Origin of the sequence: Chitinophaga filiformis (genome assembly GCF_021646545.1) — a bacterium.
In the GTDB taxonomy this organism is placed as follows: domain Bacteria; phylum Bacteroidota; class Bacteroidia; order Chitinophagales; family Chitinophagaceae; genus Chitinophaga; species Chitinophaga filiformis_A.
Genome location: NZ_JAKIRP010000020.1, coordinates 43,435 through 60,325, shown reverse-complemented (window position 1 = coordinate 60,325; position 16,891 = coordinate 43,435). Strand labels below are relative to the sequence as shown.

At 49.0% G+C, this 16,891-nt stretch carries 8 protein-coding genes; 2 read left to right on the top strand and 6 right to left on the bottom strand.

Features of this window, described 5'->3' with window-relative positions; translation table 11 throughout:
- Window positions 1–3: 3 nt before the first annotated feature.
- A complete protein-coding gene (locus L3C95_RS31485) occupies window positions 4–1,452 on the top strand; it encodes a glycoside hydrolase family 30 protein (RefSeq protein ID WP_236394568.1) in 1,449 nt (482 codons plus the stop codon).
- Between the two features lie 1,548 nt (window positions 1,453–3,000).
- Here the strand turns inward: L3C95_RS31485 and L3C95_RS31480 are convergent.
- The 6 genes from L3C95_RS31480 to L3C95_RS31455 are packed head-to-tail and all read right to left on the bottom strand — an operon-like array spanning window position 3,001 to window position 15,486.
- Complete coding sequence (locus L3C95_RS31480; RefSeq protein WP_236394566.1) at window positions 3,001–4,329, bottom strand: sugar porter family MFS transporter; 1,329 nt, start codon at window positions 4,327–4,329, stop codon at window positions 3,001–3,003.
- Window positions 4,330–4,353: 24 nt separating this feature from the next.
- Entirely contained in the window at window positions 4,354–5,412 is a 1,059-nt protein-coding gene (locus L3C95_RS31475) for an aldose epimerase family protein (protein ID WP_236394563.1), read from the bottom strand.
- The gene (locus tag L3C95_RS31470; protein WP_236394561.1) at window positions 5,406–8,708 is read right to left on the bottom strand and encodes a DUF5107 domain-containing protein; all 3,303 of its coding nucleotides are present in this window, start codon (window positions 8,706–8,708) and stop codon (window positions 5,406–5,408) included. Before L3C95_RS31470 ends, L3C95_RS31475 begins: the two co-directional genes overlap by 7 nt.
- Before the next feature lie 51 nt (window positions 8,709–8,759).
- Window positions 8,760–10,946, bottom strand: coding sequence for an alpha-galactosidase (locus L3C95_RS31465; protein ID WP_236394559.1), 2,187 nt, complete (start codon window positions 10,944–10,946; stop codon window positions 8,760–8,762).
- Window positions 10,947–10,949: 3 nt separating this feature from the next.
- The gene (locus L3C95_RS31460) at window positions 10,950–12,455 is read right to left on the bottom strand and encodes a RagB/SusD family nutrient uptake outer membrane protein (RefSeq protein ID WP_236394557.1); all 1,506 of its coding nucleotides are present in this window, start codon (window positions 12,453–12,455) and stop codon (window positions 10,950–10,952) included.
- A 19-nt stretch (window positions 12,456–12,474) separates the two neighbouring features.
- The gene (locus L3C95_RS31455) at window positions 12,475–15,486 is read right to left on the bottom strand and encodes a SusC/RagA family TonB-linked outer membrane protein (RefSeq protein WP_236394555.1); all 3,012 of its coding nucleotides are present in this window, start codon (window positions 15,484–15,486) and stop codon (window positions 12,475–12,477) included.
- 205 nt (window positions 15,487–15,691) lie between these two features.
- Here L3C95_RS31455 and L3C95_RS31450 point away from each other — a divergent pair, with 205 nt between their 5' ends.
- A complete protein-coding gene (locus tag L3C95_RS31450; RefSeq protein WP_236394554.1) occupies window positions 15,692–16,597 on the top strand; it encodes an AraC family transcriptional regulator in 906 nt (301 codons plus the stop codon).
- Window positions 16,598–16,891: the final 294 nt, after the last annotated feature.

Sequence of the window (16,891 nt, the reverse complement as noted above, 5' to 3'; positions counted from 1 at the left end):
TACATGAAATTATGGATATACAGTTGTTGCATGGGCGTTTTATTGGCGGCCTGCAATAACAAACACCAAACAGGCGACAAACACAACAATGATTCAGTAGCCGTTTATCTCACAACACCTGATCAGCAGCAATTATTTGCACCGCAAGCCAGTTTGGCGAACGGAAAGGATACGGCTGTCAATAACATCCATATGGATAGCAGCCGTCAGTTCCAGGAGATTGAAGGTTTTGGTGCGGCGATAACAGGATCTTCTGCATATGTAATGCAGCGGTATATGTCGCCCGCACAGCGACAGGCGCTATTGGAAGATCTGTTCGGAACGGAGAAAGGCATTGGGATCAATTACATCCGGATGTCTATCGGTGCTTCCGATTTCTCGACAAGTCCTTACAGTTACGATGATATGCCGGCAGGACAGCGGGATGATTCTTTAAAGCATTTCAGCATTGAGCATGATACGCCTGAAGTAGTGCCGGTATTAAAACAGGTCGTTGCGATCAACCCTGGTATTCATATTATGGGTAGCCCGTGGAGTGCGCCGGGATGGATGAAGACGAGTGGTAAGCTGGAGGGAGGTTCTTTGCGTCCTGACGCCTATGATGCATATGCGCGTTACTTTGTTAAATACATCCGGGCTTTCGGCGATGAAGGTATTAAGATCACGGCACTGACCGTACAGAATGAACCGCAGTATGAGGCCTTATATCCCACCATGAAGATGACGGCGCCTGAGCAGGGCACATTCATCAAAGATCATCTGGGACCTTTGCTGGAGAAAGAGGGGCTGACTGAGCAGACGAAGATCATGTTGTTTGATCATAACTGGAATAGTCCGGAATATCCGATCTCTATTCTTGACGACAGCCTCATAGCGAAATATACAGCTGGTGCGGCATTCCATTGCTATGAGGGCGCTGTAGGTGCTATGAGCAAAGTGCATGAAGCACATCCGGAGAAGGGGCTGTACTTTACTGAGTGTTCCGGAGGCAGCTGGTCGCCGGTGTTTGCGGATAACCTACAGTATATGGTGCGTCAGTTGCTGATCGGGACGATTAACAACTGGTCGAAGAACGTGCTTTTATGGAATATGGCTTTGGATGAAAAGAACGGGCCGACGACAAATCCGCCGGGTTCTGGTGAAGGGAATCGTGGGTGTATGACTTGCCGGGGTGTAGTGACTGTTAACTCAAAAGACGGTGCGGTTACGCGGAATGTCGAGTATTATGCTTTGGCGCATTTCAGCAAGTTTGTGCGGCCGGGAGCGAGGAGGATTTACTCTTCGGTGTTGCCTGGGTTAGAGAATGTGGCGTTCCTGAATGCTGATGGTTCGCGGGTAATGGTGGTGATCAATACTACCCAGCAGGAGCGGGCTTTTTCTGTCAGCGAGGCGCAGCGGGTATATAAGTATGTACTTAAGCCAGCGGCGGTTGTGACGTTGGTTTGGAAATGAGCGCAGCTGTGTGCCTTAATACGGTGGGCGTAATAATGGCAGTCATCGTTGTTGATGTACGTTTGATTAATTGTATTGTGCGTTGGACGTCTTGCAGTAATTGGTAGTCATCTTTGTTGCTGCGGTTTCAGGTGGGACATCTAAGGCCATTATGTGGTGGACATAAAATAGTAATTGGCAATCATCTTCGTTGCTGCGGTTTCAGGTGGGACATCTAAGGCCATTATGTGGTGGACATAAAATAGTAATTGGCAATCATCTTCGTTGCTGCGGTTTCAGGTGGGACATCTAAGGCCGTTATGTGGTGGACATAAAATAGTAATTGGCAATCATCTTCGTTGCTGCGGTTTCAGGTGGGACATCGGGCTGTATCCCTTTTCGATTCGTGCTATTGGGCTTTGTCAAGCGTGGGGGCTGGGGATGTTGATTGAACCCCTGTCAAGCGTGTCGGCAATCTCCAAGGGATAAGGCCCGACGTCTCCACCTGAAACCTGGCGCCTTCGATTCCCCGACTATAGATTGTCGTCAAATGGTTAGGGAGGTACGTTATGTATTGTTACATATCGTTGTGTACCGTTGTATATCGTTGTATATCGTTGTATACCGTTGCATGCCTTTGCATACCGCTGTATACTGCCGTCATCAATTAGGTGTTTGGCCGTCAATTATGTTTTTGCTGCTAGTGTAGCGACGTTGAGAAAACTGCTATGAAGTCTTAATCAGTTGCACCGTAGTGCAGAAAATGGGCTATAAAGTTAGAGATGTACAGAGCGTAATTACTACGTGAAACTGCGGCTGCCATCCCGCCCAATTAATGGTAATGGCTGGAAATTTATCTGCAGTGAGAAGCAATCCAACCTTTCTAGTCAGAAAGGCTGTCTTACAAGCTGCAGCAGCCTTCAAAGCAGGTATCATAGATAGTAATGGAAAGCTATCCGTCTGCAAGTGTTCTAATCGGCAACATGTATCGCCTTTAGTATTGGAGGACAATCTATAGTCGGGGCATCGGAGTCGCCAGGTTCCAGGTGGAGACGTCGGGCCTTAGCCCTTCGAGAGTGTCAATACGATTGATAGGAGTTAAATGGATATCCTAATGCCCATACGCTTGACAAAGCTAAATAGCACGACTCGAGGAGGGGTACAGCCCGATGTCCCATCTGGAACCGCAGCAACGGAGATAGCTGTCAATTACTGCAAGGCGTCCAACGTATACATCCGATAATTGAAGCCGCAGCAACGGAGATAGCTGTCAATTACTGCAAGGCGTCCAACGTATACATCCGATAATTGAAGCCGCAGCAACGGAGATAGCTGTCAATTACTACAAGGCGTCCAACGTATTGATCTATCAATCCACAACGGAGATGACTACCAATTACTGCAAGGCGTCCAAAGCATAAAGCAATCAATCGAAACCGCAACAGAATGAGGTGACTTGCTATTACTGTCTGGCACCCAATACGCTAAACAAAAATCGCCCGTCGTTATGCAAAAACGACGGACGATAATATTAAAGCCCAATACTCTTTTAACCACAGCAAGTGAAGGCTAATGCATCATCACACCTTCCAGCTCTTCCAGCGTCTTCCCCTTCGTCTCCCTTACATTCCTCCAAATAAACACAAACCCAAGCAGGCATATACCCGCATAAATGTAAAAGGTGCTATCCTTGAGGCGATCGAATAAAATAGGAAACGTAAACACGAGAATAAAATACGCCGCCCAAAGACAAAGTACTGCAAAAGAAGTTGCTGCACTACGGATCTTATTAGGAAAGATCTCCGCAATCAACACCCAGGTAACGGGCGCTAATGACATCGCATAAGTACCGATAGCCGCCAGCAGGTACCAGGATACCTGCTGAGAGCCTGATGCCAGCATGCGTACCACGATGATGTATAGTATGGTCAATCCGCCGGCGCCAATCAGCATGAGGGGTTTTCGTCCGAGCTTATCTACCAGCAGCATGGCCAGGATGGTGAAGATGAGATTGACACCACCGATAAATACTGTTTGTAAAAGCTGGCCGTCCTGCGATACGCCGATGCTTTCGAATATTCTTGGTGTGTAGTTAAAGACAACATTGATACCGCAGAATTGCTGGAACACTGCCAGTATAATGCCGATCACGACGGCAGGTAATACTGCTTTGCGGAAGATATCAGCGAAATTCATCCGCTCGGCACCTGCAAGGGAGCCCTCTATTAGTGATAATGACTCACTGGCAAAAGTATTGCCGCCAATTTTGCTGAGTACCGTCAATGCTTCATCAGATCTTCCTGCTTTCACCAGCCACCTCGGACTTTCGGGAAGCCATAGCGCACCAATGAAGAAGAGGAGGGAAGGGATCACACCCAGGCCAAACATCCAGCGCCAGGCATCCTCTCCGTGATTGCGAAGTGTATAGTTGACAAGATTGGTGACAAGAATACCGGTGACGATCGTCAGCTGATTGATGGCGACCATTCTGCCACGGAGGTGGGCCGGCGCGACTTCTGCAATGTACATAGGAGACAGCATAGAGGCCATTCCCACGCCGATACCGGCAACAAACCTGAAGGCAATGAAGATGTTCCTGTCAGGAGCGGCTGCCATGGCGAGGGAGGAAATACCGAAGATAGCAGATGCCAGCAAAAGGCCGCGTTTACGACCGTATTTGTCTGCCATGGCGCCAGCAACGATGCAGCCGATGATAGCTCCCAGGGCAAGACTGCCGGTCGCGAATCCTTCCCAGTAGGCGTCGAGCCCAAACTGCTTTTGCAGGAAGGGAAGCGCCCCCGCAATTACGGCAAAATCAAATCCGAAGAGATAGCCACCCAATGCGGAGATGAAAGAGATTCCCAGTATGTAGGCGCCATTAAATGATGAATGTTTCATAACGGTACTAGCAAGTTTAATGATTTATTGCACATCAAATGCAAAAATTGTATGCCGGCGATAAATATCACCGGGTGAAAGAATAGTGTCCGGAAAATGTGCATGATTCGGACTGTCCGGAAAGGCCTGTGTTTCCAGGGCTACCGCGCCATGTTTCAGGTAAGGCTTACCCTGTTGCCCTTTGATATTGCCATCCCAGTAGTTGGCTGTATATACCTGTATGCCGGGTTGGTCGGTGAATATCCGTAAGGTCCTTCCGCTGTAAGGATCTTCCAGTATTGCTGCCGGCGCATCTGCGGATTGCAATACGAAGTTATGATCAAAACCCCGGTCCGCAGGTATCTCATGGATATGCCCGCCAATCCGGGTCGCGCGTGTAAAGTCAAGCGGAGTGCCGCTTACCGGCACGATATTTCCCGTAGGGATATTCCGGTCGCTCTTTTCTGTATACGTCTTCGCGTTAATCGTCAACAGGTGCTCGGTGATCAATGGTTGTTCAAAGCCGCTAAGATTGAAATACGAGTGATTGGTCATGCTGACGGGCGTACTTTTGTCTGTATGCGCCGTGTAACGGATGTGCAACTGGTTCCTGTCGTCCAGGACATATTGCACCCTGGCAGTCAGCGTGCCCGGGTAACCTTCCTCTCCATCAGCACTGACGTATTCCATGATGACACTGGCTTCTTCGTCACTTTGGCCGGATTGTATCACCTGCCAGATCCGGGTATGAAAACCTTCGAAACCACCATGCAGGTGGTTTCCGTCATTATTGACCGGCAACTGGTATTCCCTTCCTTCCACGATAAAGCGCCCACCAGCAATGCGGTTTGCGTATCTTCCGACAGTGCAGCCGAAATAGGCGGGATTGTGCAGGTAGTCCAGCGGATTTGAAAAGCCAGCCACTACATTCTTCTGAATGCCTGCTTTATCGGGTGCATATAATGCGGTAATGGTTGCGCCGAGATTGATCAGTTGTACTGTAACCGCGGCATTTTCAAGGGTGATCATATAAAGGGGCGCTCCCCGCAACTCGCCGTACTGTATACGGGTTGCGGATAGCGCCCTGCTATTTACATTTAGCATTGAATCGTCTTTGTGAATGGGTTAAAAGTGGCACCCTGGTGATTGACATCCAGTGTCAATACTTCATCCAGGTATTGCTGTCCTTCCTGCTCCTGCTGAAGACCCAGGTGACCGAGTCCCATCAGGTAGAGACAATGTATACGGTTACGTTGGTTGAGATCAATGTCAAACACCAGCATATCCGGCAGTGATACTGCAAAATAATCTATGCGGATAGTATCGTTGAAATGTGCTTTTCCGAACTGAATGAAGCGTTCAAAGATCTGCCTGGCTTTCTCTGGTTGTCCCAGTTGTTGCCAGGCCAATGCCTGGTACACGATCTTATCAGGTTGCGGATCGTTGTAATAGATGGCCTGTACAGGCTCACTGATGCCTATCGTTGCGGCCTGGAAATGCTTTTTCGCAGCCTCTGCCTGTCCAAGTCCTGCATAAGCGCAACCCAACAGATAGTTAATGTCATTCTCCTGCGCGCCGTAGAGTTTTCCTTCTCCCAGATTTTCAGGATAAGCCGAGAGTGCCTGCAACAGCGTGATAGCCTGTTCAAATTCCTCCTGTAATATAGCTTGTTTTGCCAGGGCGGTATGACAGAGGATGAATTGTCCGACTACCTTTCCTTCACCACCTTCCCATGGATGGAATTGTCTTTGTGAGAGAAGTTGGCGCGCCTGTTCAAATTCGCCGAGATTGTTGTATAAAGTGATACGCTCCAGGTAAAGGTCATCTCTTCTTTCTACCAGGTGCATACTGTTTTCCAGTAGTGCCAGCCTTTCCTGCGATGATCTGCCGGTGATCTTGTACAGCTGGTCTAGTTCCATCAGAATGCGGGCATCATCAGGCGCGAGAGCGAAAGCTTTCTCCATGAACGCCACTGCCTGTGCTTTTTTATGCAGTTTGTTGTAATACGCGAGTGAGAGGTTCCTGTGTACGATAGCGAAAGTATCATCTATACTGGCCGACTTCTCCCAGCAGGCGATCGCTTCCGCATATTGACGTTTATCATACCAGAGATTACCCAGGTAGTAAGCTGCTTTCGCATCGGAAGGATTAGCATTCAATGCGCTTTGCAGAATGATCACTTCTTCCACTTTATTCGGGAAGCAGTAGCCGGCATCCTGTGTTGCTGCTAATTTGTAGTAGGTGATAGCCTGTTCTGATGCGTTGTTACAGGTAGCAAACCATCCCATGTAGTAGTATAACAGAGGTGATGTGGCGCCATGTGCATCGAGATAAGCCTGTAGTACCTGGATGGCAGTGGCATAACAACCGGCATGCGCATAGTCGAGCGAGAGTTCCAGGTAGTTATTCAGGCTGCCACGCATTAAGGTGCGTAGTTTTTCCAGGACGCTACTGTCGTTGGTGGCGAGGTACCATTCAAACAGGCATCCGTAGTTAAACGGATCTATTTCCAGTGAGGCTTTTGCGAACGCAATACAATCCTCCGTCAGCCCTTTTTCTCTCAGGATGATTGTTTGCAGGTGGCGGGCGGTATGATTGTGGTAGTTGCGCACAAGCGATTTTTTAACGAGGGATAATGCATCATCCCATTTGTGGCCTGACGCAGCGATGCGTGCCAGCATCAGGAACCCGCTATGCTGCCAGGCATCGTTCCAGGTAGCTTTGAAGAATATATTGTATGCTTCTGTCTTTTTCCCTTGCAGGAACAGGGCACATCCAAGGTTATAATATACTTCGCCATCATATGGATTAGGGTTGCGGCTGGTCATTGTTTTGATCGCCGTTCTGAAATAAGGTTCTGCCTGGGCAAATTGTCCGCGGCGGAGTAGTAAGAGGCCCATGGCATTATTACAACGGATGTCGCCAGGGCTTCTCCTCAGGCCTTCTTCATAGTAATCTATTGGATTGAAGGTTGCATGACGGTACTGTTCCAGATGATGCCCGTTCAGATAGAGCTCTTCCACTTGTTCAATATCCTGTGGGAGCCGTGCTGCTGTTGCTGGCGGCGGTATTTCATGATCCACCGGCGGCGCTGGCTGCCAGGAGACGAGTTCATGTCCCGTTTCATCAGCAACGATCACTTTCCAGTCCTCCTGCACAACATTCGGACCACAGTCGAAAGTAGTAGCATAAGGGGCATATGGTGAGAGCGACGTCGGGAACTTCTTTATTTCCTCACCGTTCTTCAGCAGCCAGATGCTGGCATTCTTATAGAGCGCCGTTGCGTATACTTTAATGGTGAGTTGTTGCCCTTCCCATTCCATATTCAGCATAGCCTCTTTGGTAGCATTTTTAACTACTCCGGTCTGTGCGTATGGCATGAAGTACTGTTCAAAGGTCTTGCCCTCATTAGGCTGCAGCCAGGAGAAGTCCGGCTGATTGTCGGTGAACATACCGGTCATCAGCTCAATGTAAGGACCATCTTCATCTGTCAGGTTCCTGTCCCAGGCATAGCCGAAATCGCCGTTACCCCAGGTCCATTGCTTTTTACCTGGCGATACATGATGATCGGCTACGTGCAGCATACCGGCCTGTGTGTCGTGCTCGTAACAACCCATAAAGTCGTATTCGGAGCGGATAGCCATGTATGATGTTGGAACGGGAATGGTATGATAACGGGAAATGTCTGTGCCCGGGGAATAATCGACTTTGTAATAGGTGCCTGTTGCGATCGGGAAGTCAGACACATCGCGTTTACCATGATCAAACACCGCGTATACATCCGGTGGGAAGACAGACTGGTAATGATCATTCACTTTCACAGCGGGGTTGGCCCACCAGAGAAAGGTCTGCGGGAAGAGTGTACGGTTGAAGAGCTTCCCTTTTATTTCCAGGTAAGCCTTATCGGGATAGAGTGTGAAGCCGGCCATGCCTTTCGTGCGGAACATCACTTCTACTTCATTCACCCATACTGTTTTACTGCCATCAGCATTTTCTTCCGTGGTGAAGTCGACGGGTTGAAATGTGCTGGGGCGATGGTGCTGGGGCCAGTTGAACTCTATGCCGCCAGATATCCACGGACCTGCCAGTCCCACGAGTGCAGGTTTGATGACCTGGTTGTAATACACAAAGTCCCTCTGCCTGATCTTATCGTATGCACGCTGTATACGTCCACCCAGTTCCGGCAGGATCATTATCAGCAGGAAATCATTTTCCAGGAATACAGCAGTGTATTCCTGCATGGTTTTCTCGTCAGCGATCTGCTCGATCACGGGATGAGGGTATACAACACCACTACTGCCCTGGTATACTCTTTTCTCGAGGAACATAGGGTGTTTCTCCGGGGTGCCTGTCTTGTACGTGGGTATGGATACGCGTTCTATCCTGACTGTCACTTCCATATAATCACTTTTATGTTTTATGCTTTTAATCTTCTAAGATCTTTTATGTTCTTAATCGCGTGGGACCAGTTTAACTAATAACGCATCTTTGGCCGGTACTGTCAGTGTAAAGGATGACTGGCCATTGCTGACCTCTCCCAGTACGGCATCCGTCATAAAATCCCTGATCTCATAGCGTTGTTTATCTGCCACATCTGCTGTCTGCCAACTGGCCTCAAAGGGTTTATCTTTTATGAAGTTGAACATCGCGAGGAGGGTGGTGTCTCCTTTGCGGAAGAAGGTCATCTGCTGGTCCTGGGTATCGCCGTCAGACATGCTGACGGGTGTAAAGGCAACAGGATGACTAAAATACGCGCATACAGCAGGATGATTGAGGAACTTTTTCGCTCTTTCCGCTGCGGTTTTCTGTCGGAAGTCGGAGCCGTCGCCCAGTATGCTGCCCATTACCATCATGGCATAGAGGCGCACTTTGATCTCCTGTTCATTAAGTTCCGGATTATTCTGGAAGTTCTTCATCACGATCACATCCAGGTTGGTGAAGGGCCATAATGTGCCTTGCATCCACCACATATGGGAACCTGCTGCGAGTGAGGCGGCTGTACTGCCCCAATGCGGGAATCCCGGTTGATCATCCCGGAGGTGAGAGTACACATCCGTGGAGATGAAGCGGGTGTGCGCATACTGATGGGGGAACATGGGAGAGATTGCTTGTGTGATAAAGATATCGGGTCCCATGATGGAGTCTACCAGTGAGCGGAGCATCTTCAGTCCTTCACTGTATGCCTGCATACCTGAACGGGTATTGTGGTTGTACCGTGTGCTGGATTCCAGCGCTCCGGCAGAGAGAAAATCTATTTTGATAAAGGTGGCATGAATAGCCTTTGCCTTTAGTAATTGCTGAATGATGGCCGCTCTTGTAGCGGGATGGGAAGGGTCGATCGGGTAACAGGCCCAGTCGCCCTCCTTGTACATAATCGGTTGCCTGTTCACATCCCGCAGTACGACATCGCTGAGGGGCGTTTGTGTACCGCCTATCGGGTTGTCCAGGGAGTTCTTCCAGGTCCATACGGCAAAGGGAATAAAATAGAAACCCATTTGTTGCCGCTTTTTCTGCCCATATCTTGACAAAGACGTCAGGAGTGAGGTTGTGTATATTGATTGGTCGTACGAGTCAACGCTGAGCACCGGAGGGGCATATTTGTTGAAGTTGTCCAGGGTGGCAATGAAGTCAGAAGTTTTGATCACGCCCGGAGGCATCATCACTTTAGTATTACCGAGTACACCTTCTACGCCGAAGCTGTTCCAGTAGAACGGAGCGTTCCCTTTCCACTCGCTTCTGCCGGCCAGCTGTACGTTTACCTGTCCATAGGTGGTAAAAGCCTTACGGGTATCCTTATCGGCAGCCAGGTAGATGAGGGGAGATGTAACAGTCGTACCCTTCATAGTGCCGTGCGGTGCATGATCGTGGGTGCCATCAAGTCCGCCGTACGCGGGTGGCAGCGATTTATTATCCGCGGTAGCGGCGCCTCCGTATACGATAAAAGAATCGAGACGGCCTGTTTCTTTGCCCGCGCCATAGCGGAAGCCGGTTTTCCAGAAGTCGTGCGTTACACTGCCGGTCACCAGTCCGGAAAGGTTGTGCTGATTGTACATAGAAGTGAACTCATAACTCATGCCCGACGCGGAAGGCCATTGCCGGGTGATGACGGGCACCCAGTTGTCATTGTCGAAGGGGACGTCCAGGATGCGGGGTGCATTACCCGGAACAAACAGGTAAGCCTGCTGTTCCGGGATAATTGTTAATGGAGAGATGTTACGCGTTTCCAGTGTCGCGTCACCTGTGGCCTGTACATCAAGCAGCAGGTGAGACGATTGCGCGTAGACGGTAATATGTTGTTCCAGTTTCAAAGGCCTGGAAGGATCGCTGTGTATGATCGATATGGTAACACCTTTGCCGGAGGCATCCTGCATGGGAGCTGTACTGTATTTGTGCTGTGGGAAATCGGTACTGGAGAGTTTACCGATATTCAGTTCTTCTATTGTAGCAATAGTATTCTGGAGTCGCACGCCATTGCTGAACAGATAGTTAACCCTACCGGTATGACTATTCACGCTAAGCTTAAGGTCCGCATTGGACACCACCAGACTGTCTGCCGATGAAACAATAGTTTGCGCCAGTATGTTCCCGTATGCCATGCAAAGCAGGCCGGCAAATGATATGTTACGGATGATCCTCATAGATTAATAACCCTCGTTTTGATCTTTAGGTGTAAGTTTCGGATTGTTCTCAAATTCTCTTGCAGGAATGGGATACAGCTGGTGTTTGGGCTGCATGTTAGGCGCTGCGTCAGGATTGTTGGCCTTGACGGTATTCAGCAATGTACCGGTCCTTTTCAGGTCGAACCATCTCCATCCTTCAAAGCCCAGTTCATGCATGCGCTCCATCATGATCTCAGTACGCAGCTGGTCCTGGGAAGGAACGCCGCCATGAACATCTTCCCATTTACCAAGACCGGCACGTTGCCTGATCTTATTCAGATTAGCCAGGGCGGTGGGCACGTCGTTCAGTTCATTGACAGCTTCCGCATACATCAGTATTGCATCGGCGAGGCGGAGGTAGTACATATTCCTGGAAGACAGCGAGCCACTAATAGATACACCGTTAGTAATGTCAAACTTCTTTACGTGTGGTTTGCCTACATCTTCCCACCAGGAATAGTCGACCAGTTCACCTTTGGAATTGTAGAACACAGTGCGGAACGTGGCATCTTTGCGGAGGTCGCCATCTTCGAAACTGTTGAAGAAGTAATCGGTAGGGATGATAACATGTCCGCCGGCTCCTGTCAGGTTAGGCTGGTCTATCTGCCATGCGCCTGTATTGTTGGCCATGTTGCTGGTATTATCCGGTTCGTTGGAGAACTGTACTTCGAACAGGGACTCGATATTATTTTCATTTTTCTCCACGAACAGGTCGGCATATGCCGGCATGAGGCTTGTTTTGGAAGAAGTCAGCAATGGTTCCAGGGTGCTTTTAGCGAGATCATACTGCTTGCGGGTGAGGTATACTTTACCCAGCAGAGCGATAGCCGCTTCTTTGCTGGCACGGCCTGCATCCGGACCGTTGCTCCCTTTATTATTCAGATGTTCGGCCGCATATTGCAGATCGGATATTATCAGCTGGTATACTTCTTCAGCACTGCTTCTCGGATAACCATCCCTGACGGCATCGGGATTGTCAACGTCTGTTGGCATTGGTACGCCATCATACAACTGCACCAGGTAGAAGTAGAACAGCGCACGCAGGAACTTTGCTTCACCCAGCGCCCGTGCTTTAAAGTCTTCATTTACAGCAGCTGGCTGTGTATACTTGATGGCAGTGTTAGCGTTGTTAATACCCTTGTAGCAGTTGATCCAGAAGCCCTGTACCACATCGTTCTGGGCCGTGAGCAGGAGCGAGTAACTGTTTACCGCTGCAAATCCCTGCCAGTAAGGGCCCCAGGTAGGTACGAAGATGGTCATCTTCGCCTCGTCGGTGCCTACCATGCCGACTATAGCATAATCTGATCTTTTTAGCACCAGCAGCTGGCGGTAGATGCCGGTAATACCAGCAGTAATGCCGGCTTCGTCTTTGTATAGTTCTTCCGGAGAAACGAATACTTCCGGTTTAATATCAAGCTGTTTACTACAGCCGGAAATGAACACGCCGGCGAGTAAGATAAAGAACAGTATATAGCGATGCTTTTGCATAAGTGTCATTTTTAGGAAATTATAAACCCATTTTTAAACCGAGCAGGTAAGTCCTGAAGCGGGGATATATATCGTACGCCCCTTGTGCCACGCCTATTTCAGGATCAGTGCCTTTGTACCCGGTGAACAGGAATGGTTCCAATGCCTGCGCATATACATTCAGCGACTTTATTTTGAGCTTAGATAAAAGGGTTGGTGAGAAGTCGTACGCCAGTGTGATATTCCTGATGCGGAGGAAGTCGCCTTTCTGCACTGCAAAGCTGGAAGAACCCTGAGGCAGCGTTCTTGTAGAGCTGCCGAAGGCATTCGGACGTGGAATGTTGGTATTCGTATTTTCCGGTGTCCAGTAGTTCAGTCCATCTTTCAGGATCACCTTGCGGCCGTCGGAGTAGACATAGTCCATGTATGCCTTGTTGTAGATGTCATGACCATACATATAGCTTGCAAATACAGTCATGGACACGCGTTTGTAGCGGAAGTAGTTCCAGATACCACCCCAGGCTTTAGGTGTGGTACGGCCTACAATTGCTCTGTCGTATTGATTGATGATGCCATCGTTGTTCAGGTCTTTGATACGTACGTCTCCTGGTCTGCCGGTAGGATTAAGCTTAAAGTCATCGCCTTTATTGTAGATACCATCAAATACGTAATCGACGATCAGGCTGTTGGGCGCCTCGCCCACTTTCAGATAGGGGCTGAGTGAGTCTCTGCCAGGCAACAGTGCAGTTACTTTAGATTTGTATTTCGACCAGTTAAGATCTATCTGCCAGTCGAAGTTCGGCATTTTAACCGGGTATAGTTTCAGTCCGATATCGATACCTCTTGTGTTCATAGACGCCACATTGATCATCGTAGCATCGAAGCCCTGTGATGGCGCCAGTGTGTTTTGTAACAGCAGGTTTTTGATATCCTTATTATAGAAGTCGAACGTCATTTGTATCCTGTTGTTCAGCAGGGCGAGGTCAAAGCCGGTGTTGAACTGATGCTGGCTTTCCCATTTCAGGGCGCTGTTACCTTTATTACCACCTAACTGGTAGCCGCTGGATTGTGTACTGCCATTAAGCGGATAAGTGGCGGCATTCATCTGAGAGAAGATCTTATCGTAAGACACGTCCTGGTTACCGATGATGCCATAGCTGACCCTGATCTTGGCATCGCTCACGCGTGACTTGAACTTTACGCCAAGGAATGGCTCGTCGATGAGGCGCCATGCACCGCTGATGGAGGGGAAGAAACCGTAACGGTTTGCTGCACCGAAGCGGGAGGAACCATCGTAACGGGCAGTAAAGTTGAGGATGTAACGTTGTTTGTATTTATAGATAGCCCTGCCCAGCAGTGAGCTGGTAGCCCAGTTGAAGTAGTCGCTTGAGATGTAATCCCTCCTGGTGGCCAGGTTCATATTTTTATAGGTCAGTGCATCTGTCGGGAAACCGGATGCCTGTTCGAAGTTCCATTCCTGTCTTCTTTTCTGGAAGGTAAAGCCGGAGAGGAGATTGAGGGAATGTTCCTCAGAAGGGTTATAGTCGTAGGTCATAGTATTTTCCCATAACCAGTCGCGGTAACCGAAGTTCTGTACTTTGGCAACACCTTTCTGCAGGTATCCGGCGCTGGTGTTCCTGGGATAGTATTCGAACTGCTGGTTCTTATAGATGTCTGCGCCTACGTTGGAACGGAAGCTCAGTCCGGGCAGTAGTTTGTAGTCCAGGTACATATTACCTATCAGCCTGTCGTCTATACGGCGATTAGTAGCGTCCAGTGCAAGGGAGAGCGGATTATTGCTGGTGAGGTTACCAGTGCTTGGATCTATTTCTATGGTTGGCTTGCCGGTGGAGTCGTAAATGGGCCGCAGAGGGCTCATGGTCACGGCGGCATAGTAGGCCTCATTGCTAACGATACTGGTCTGAATGTGTGAATAGTTCGTATTCAGACCGACGGTCAGTTTATCTGTTACGGCTGTTTCCAGGTTTGCTTTCAGGGCATAGCGTTTCATGTTGGAGCCTTTGATGATACCGTCCTGGTTGAGATAGTTACCACTCAGGTACACTTTGTTTTTGCCGATACCATTGGAGATGCTCAGTGTATGGCTTTGTTGTTGGGCCACCTGTGTGATAGCGCCGGGCCAGTCGTAGGTCTTACCTTCCGCCAGGCTTTTCAGCTCTACGGCGCTGAAGATCTTCCTGTCTGTCTCCGGATCGTTCATCGGCCAGCCGGTGGCACTTTCATCATACCATGCCAGGCGGCGGAGGTAGCCGTACTGGGCGCCGTCTATGAAATCGTAGGTCTTAACGATCTTTTGTATACCGTAGTAGCCGTTGTAGTCGACGGAGGCACGGCCCGTTTTAGCCTTCTTTGTAGTGATGATCACTACACCGGCGGCCGCACGGGCGCCATATATAGCAGCCGCAGAGGCGTCTTTCAGCACGTCGATGGATTCAATGTCATATGGGTTGATCTCCCTGATATCACCCGTCAGGATGACGCCATCTACCACATAAATAGGGCCATCGCCCTGCGTGATAGAGTTGATACCCCTGATCCGGATGTTCGTACCGGCGCCGGGCTGATAGCCTGCGCTGCTGATCTGCACACCCGGCACCCTGGCTTGCAGGGCGCTGTTGATAGAGGTAGCGGGCAGTTCAGAGATCTCTTTGCCGGACACACTGGATACGGCGCTGGTGATATCTTTCTTTTTCTGCTGACCGTAACCGATCACCACGACCTCATCGAGTCCGGAAACCTCTGTTTCCATTCTGATGACAAGGGAAGCCTGTCCCGGATTGAAGGTGACGGTCTGGGATTTATAGCCGACGAACCGGAAGGTCAGGACGGCTTTTGCTGCAGGCAGGGGAAACTGTCCGTCGGCATCCCCCTTTATGGAAGCTCCTTTGTTGGTGGTGTTGGTGATGGTGACGAATGGCAGCGGTTTACCGGAAGCTGCATCGAGCACCTTGCCCCCTGGTGCCTTGTCTTGCGCTGATATCCATGTGTTTAAAGATAACAGCAGGATGAACAGGGATAAAATTCTTTTCATAACATGAATTTGCCAGTGTTTGAAATGCTGATTGATTACTAAGTACCCGTATTGATTGTCAGTTGTTGGTTTGCCGATGATGTGGAATTGTGTTTTTGTTTACGGCTCAAATTTCGGGTTTCACTGTAAGGGCGGAAATAGGGTTTCTTATGAAAATAATGGATTATTTTCTGGTTTTTGTATCTTGGTTCCATATTCTACGAATATGAAAGAAAAAGTACTTAAAAAGCGGGAGGGGTTTGAGGGGCAACAGCTGATAGTGGTGCCCAAAAAGATCTCGGCAGATTTCCTGACGAAGGACCCAATAACCCGGCAGCTGTACATTACGGATATAGGGTATTATCCGAGAGCGCGTTATCACTATATTAAGCGGGCGGTGGGAGCGGGGCAGCATATTATTATCTATTGTATAGAGGGACGGGGATGGATAGAGATAGACAAAAAGCGGATTGATGTGCTGCCGTCCCAGTTGATCATCATTCCTTCCGGTACGCCACATAAATATATGTCGGAGGAGAACGACCCATGGACAATTTACTGGATACATTTTAAAGGGGATATTTCGGCTTTTATAGTAGAGCTGATCCTTCAACGGGCGAAAAATTATAAGCTGCATCTTACCTACAATGAGACCCGTATTCGCTTGTTTGAGGAAATCTGTTTAAATCTCCAGAAGGGATATAGCGGGGACAATCTCCGTTATGTGAACATGATCTTTAATCATTTTCTTTCTTCGTTATTGTATGAGGAGAAGTTTAATCATGCGGGGCATGAGGAGGCTAACGATGTCATTGCACATACGATAACTATGATGCAGGAGCGGCTGGCGCAGGTGCTCACTTTGCAGGAATTGTCCAGCTATGCAGGATTGTCGGTTTCTCATTTCTCAGCGGTGTTTCGTGAAAAGACGGGGTATTCGCCGATAGAGTATTTCAACCATCTGAAGATCCAGAAAGCGTGTCAGTATCTGATGTTCTCGAATGCTACGGTAAAAGAGGTGGCGAACAGGCTGGGGGTGGAGGATCAGTATTATTTTTCAAGGATGTTTTCCAAGCTGATGGGAATGTCGCCGTCGGAGTACAGGAACCGGAATAAGGCGGTGGATCAGTAGGAAGAGAGTGACCGGCTGGTAGTGCAGCCGGTCATGGGAAGTGTTTATCACCTGCCTTCTCTTTGCGATTGGATCATTGGTTGAGTTATAGCTTACCTTCCTTTTCTAATTGAAGCATTTCTTCGCGGGATGATATTGTACGAACATTGGGAAATTGTTCGGCATATCGTCCTGCTGACTTCTTTATGTCTCCTTGAGCGCCTCGCGGTCATTATAGTATTTCAGGTAAAATTGGTAACTATCCGCGTGCAGCTTCCCAGGTGCTTTGGAGTATTTGATTTTTCTCATAATCCT

Coding starts and splice junctions, on each gene's coding strand:
- L3C95_RS31460 (WP_236394557.1), bottom strand. CDS start 12,455: ATGCAAAAGCATCGCTATATACTGTTCTTTATCTTACTCGCCGGCGTG.
- L3C95_RS31450 (WP_236394554.1), top strand. CDS start 15,692: ATGAAAGAAAAAGTACTTAAAAAGCGGGAGGGGTTTGAGGGGCAACAG.
- L3C95_RS31470 (WP_236394561.1), bottom strand. CDS start 8,708: ATGGAAGTGACAGTCAGGATAGAACGCGTATCCATACCCACGTACAAG.
- L3C95_RS31485 (WP_236394568.1), top strand. CDS start 4: ATGAAATTATGGATATACAGTTGTTGCATGGGCGTTTTATTGGCGGCC.
- L3C95_RS31475 (WP_236394563.1), bottom strand. CDS start 5,412: ATGCTAAATGTAAATAGCAGGGCGCTATCCGCAACCCGTATACAGTAC.
- L3C95_RS31455 (WP_236394555.1), bottom strand. CDS start 15,486: ATGAAAAGAATTTTATCCCTGTTCATCCTGCTGTTATCTTTAAACACA.
- L3C95_RS31480 (WP_236394566.1), bottom strand. CDS start 4,329: ATGAAACATTCATCATTTAATGGCGCCTACATACTGGGAATCTCTTTC.
- L3C95_RS31465 (WP_236394559.1), bottom strand. CDS start 10,946: ATGAGGATCATCCGTAACATATCATTTGCCGGCCTGCTTTGCATGGCA.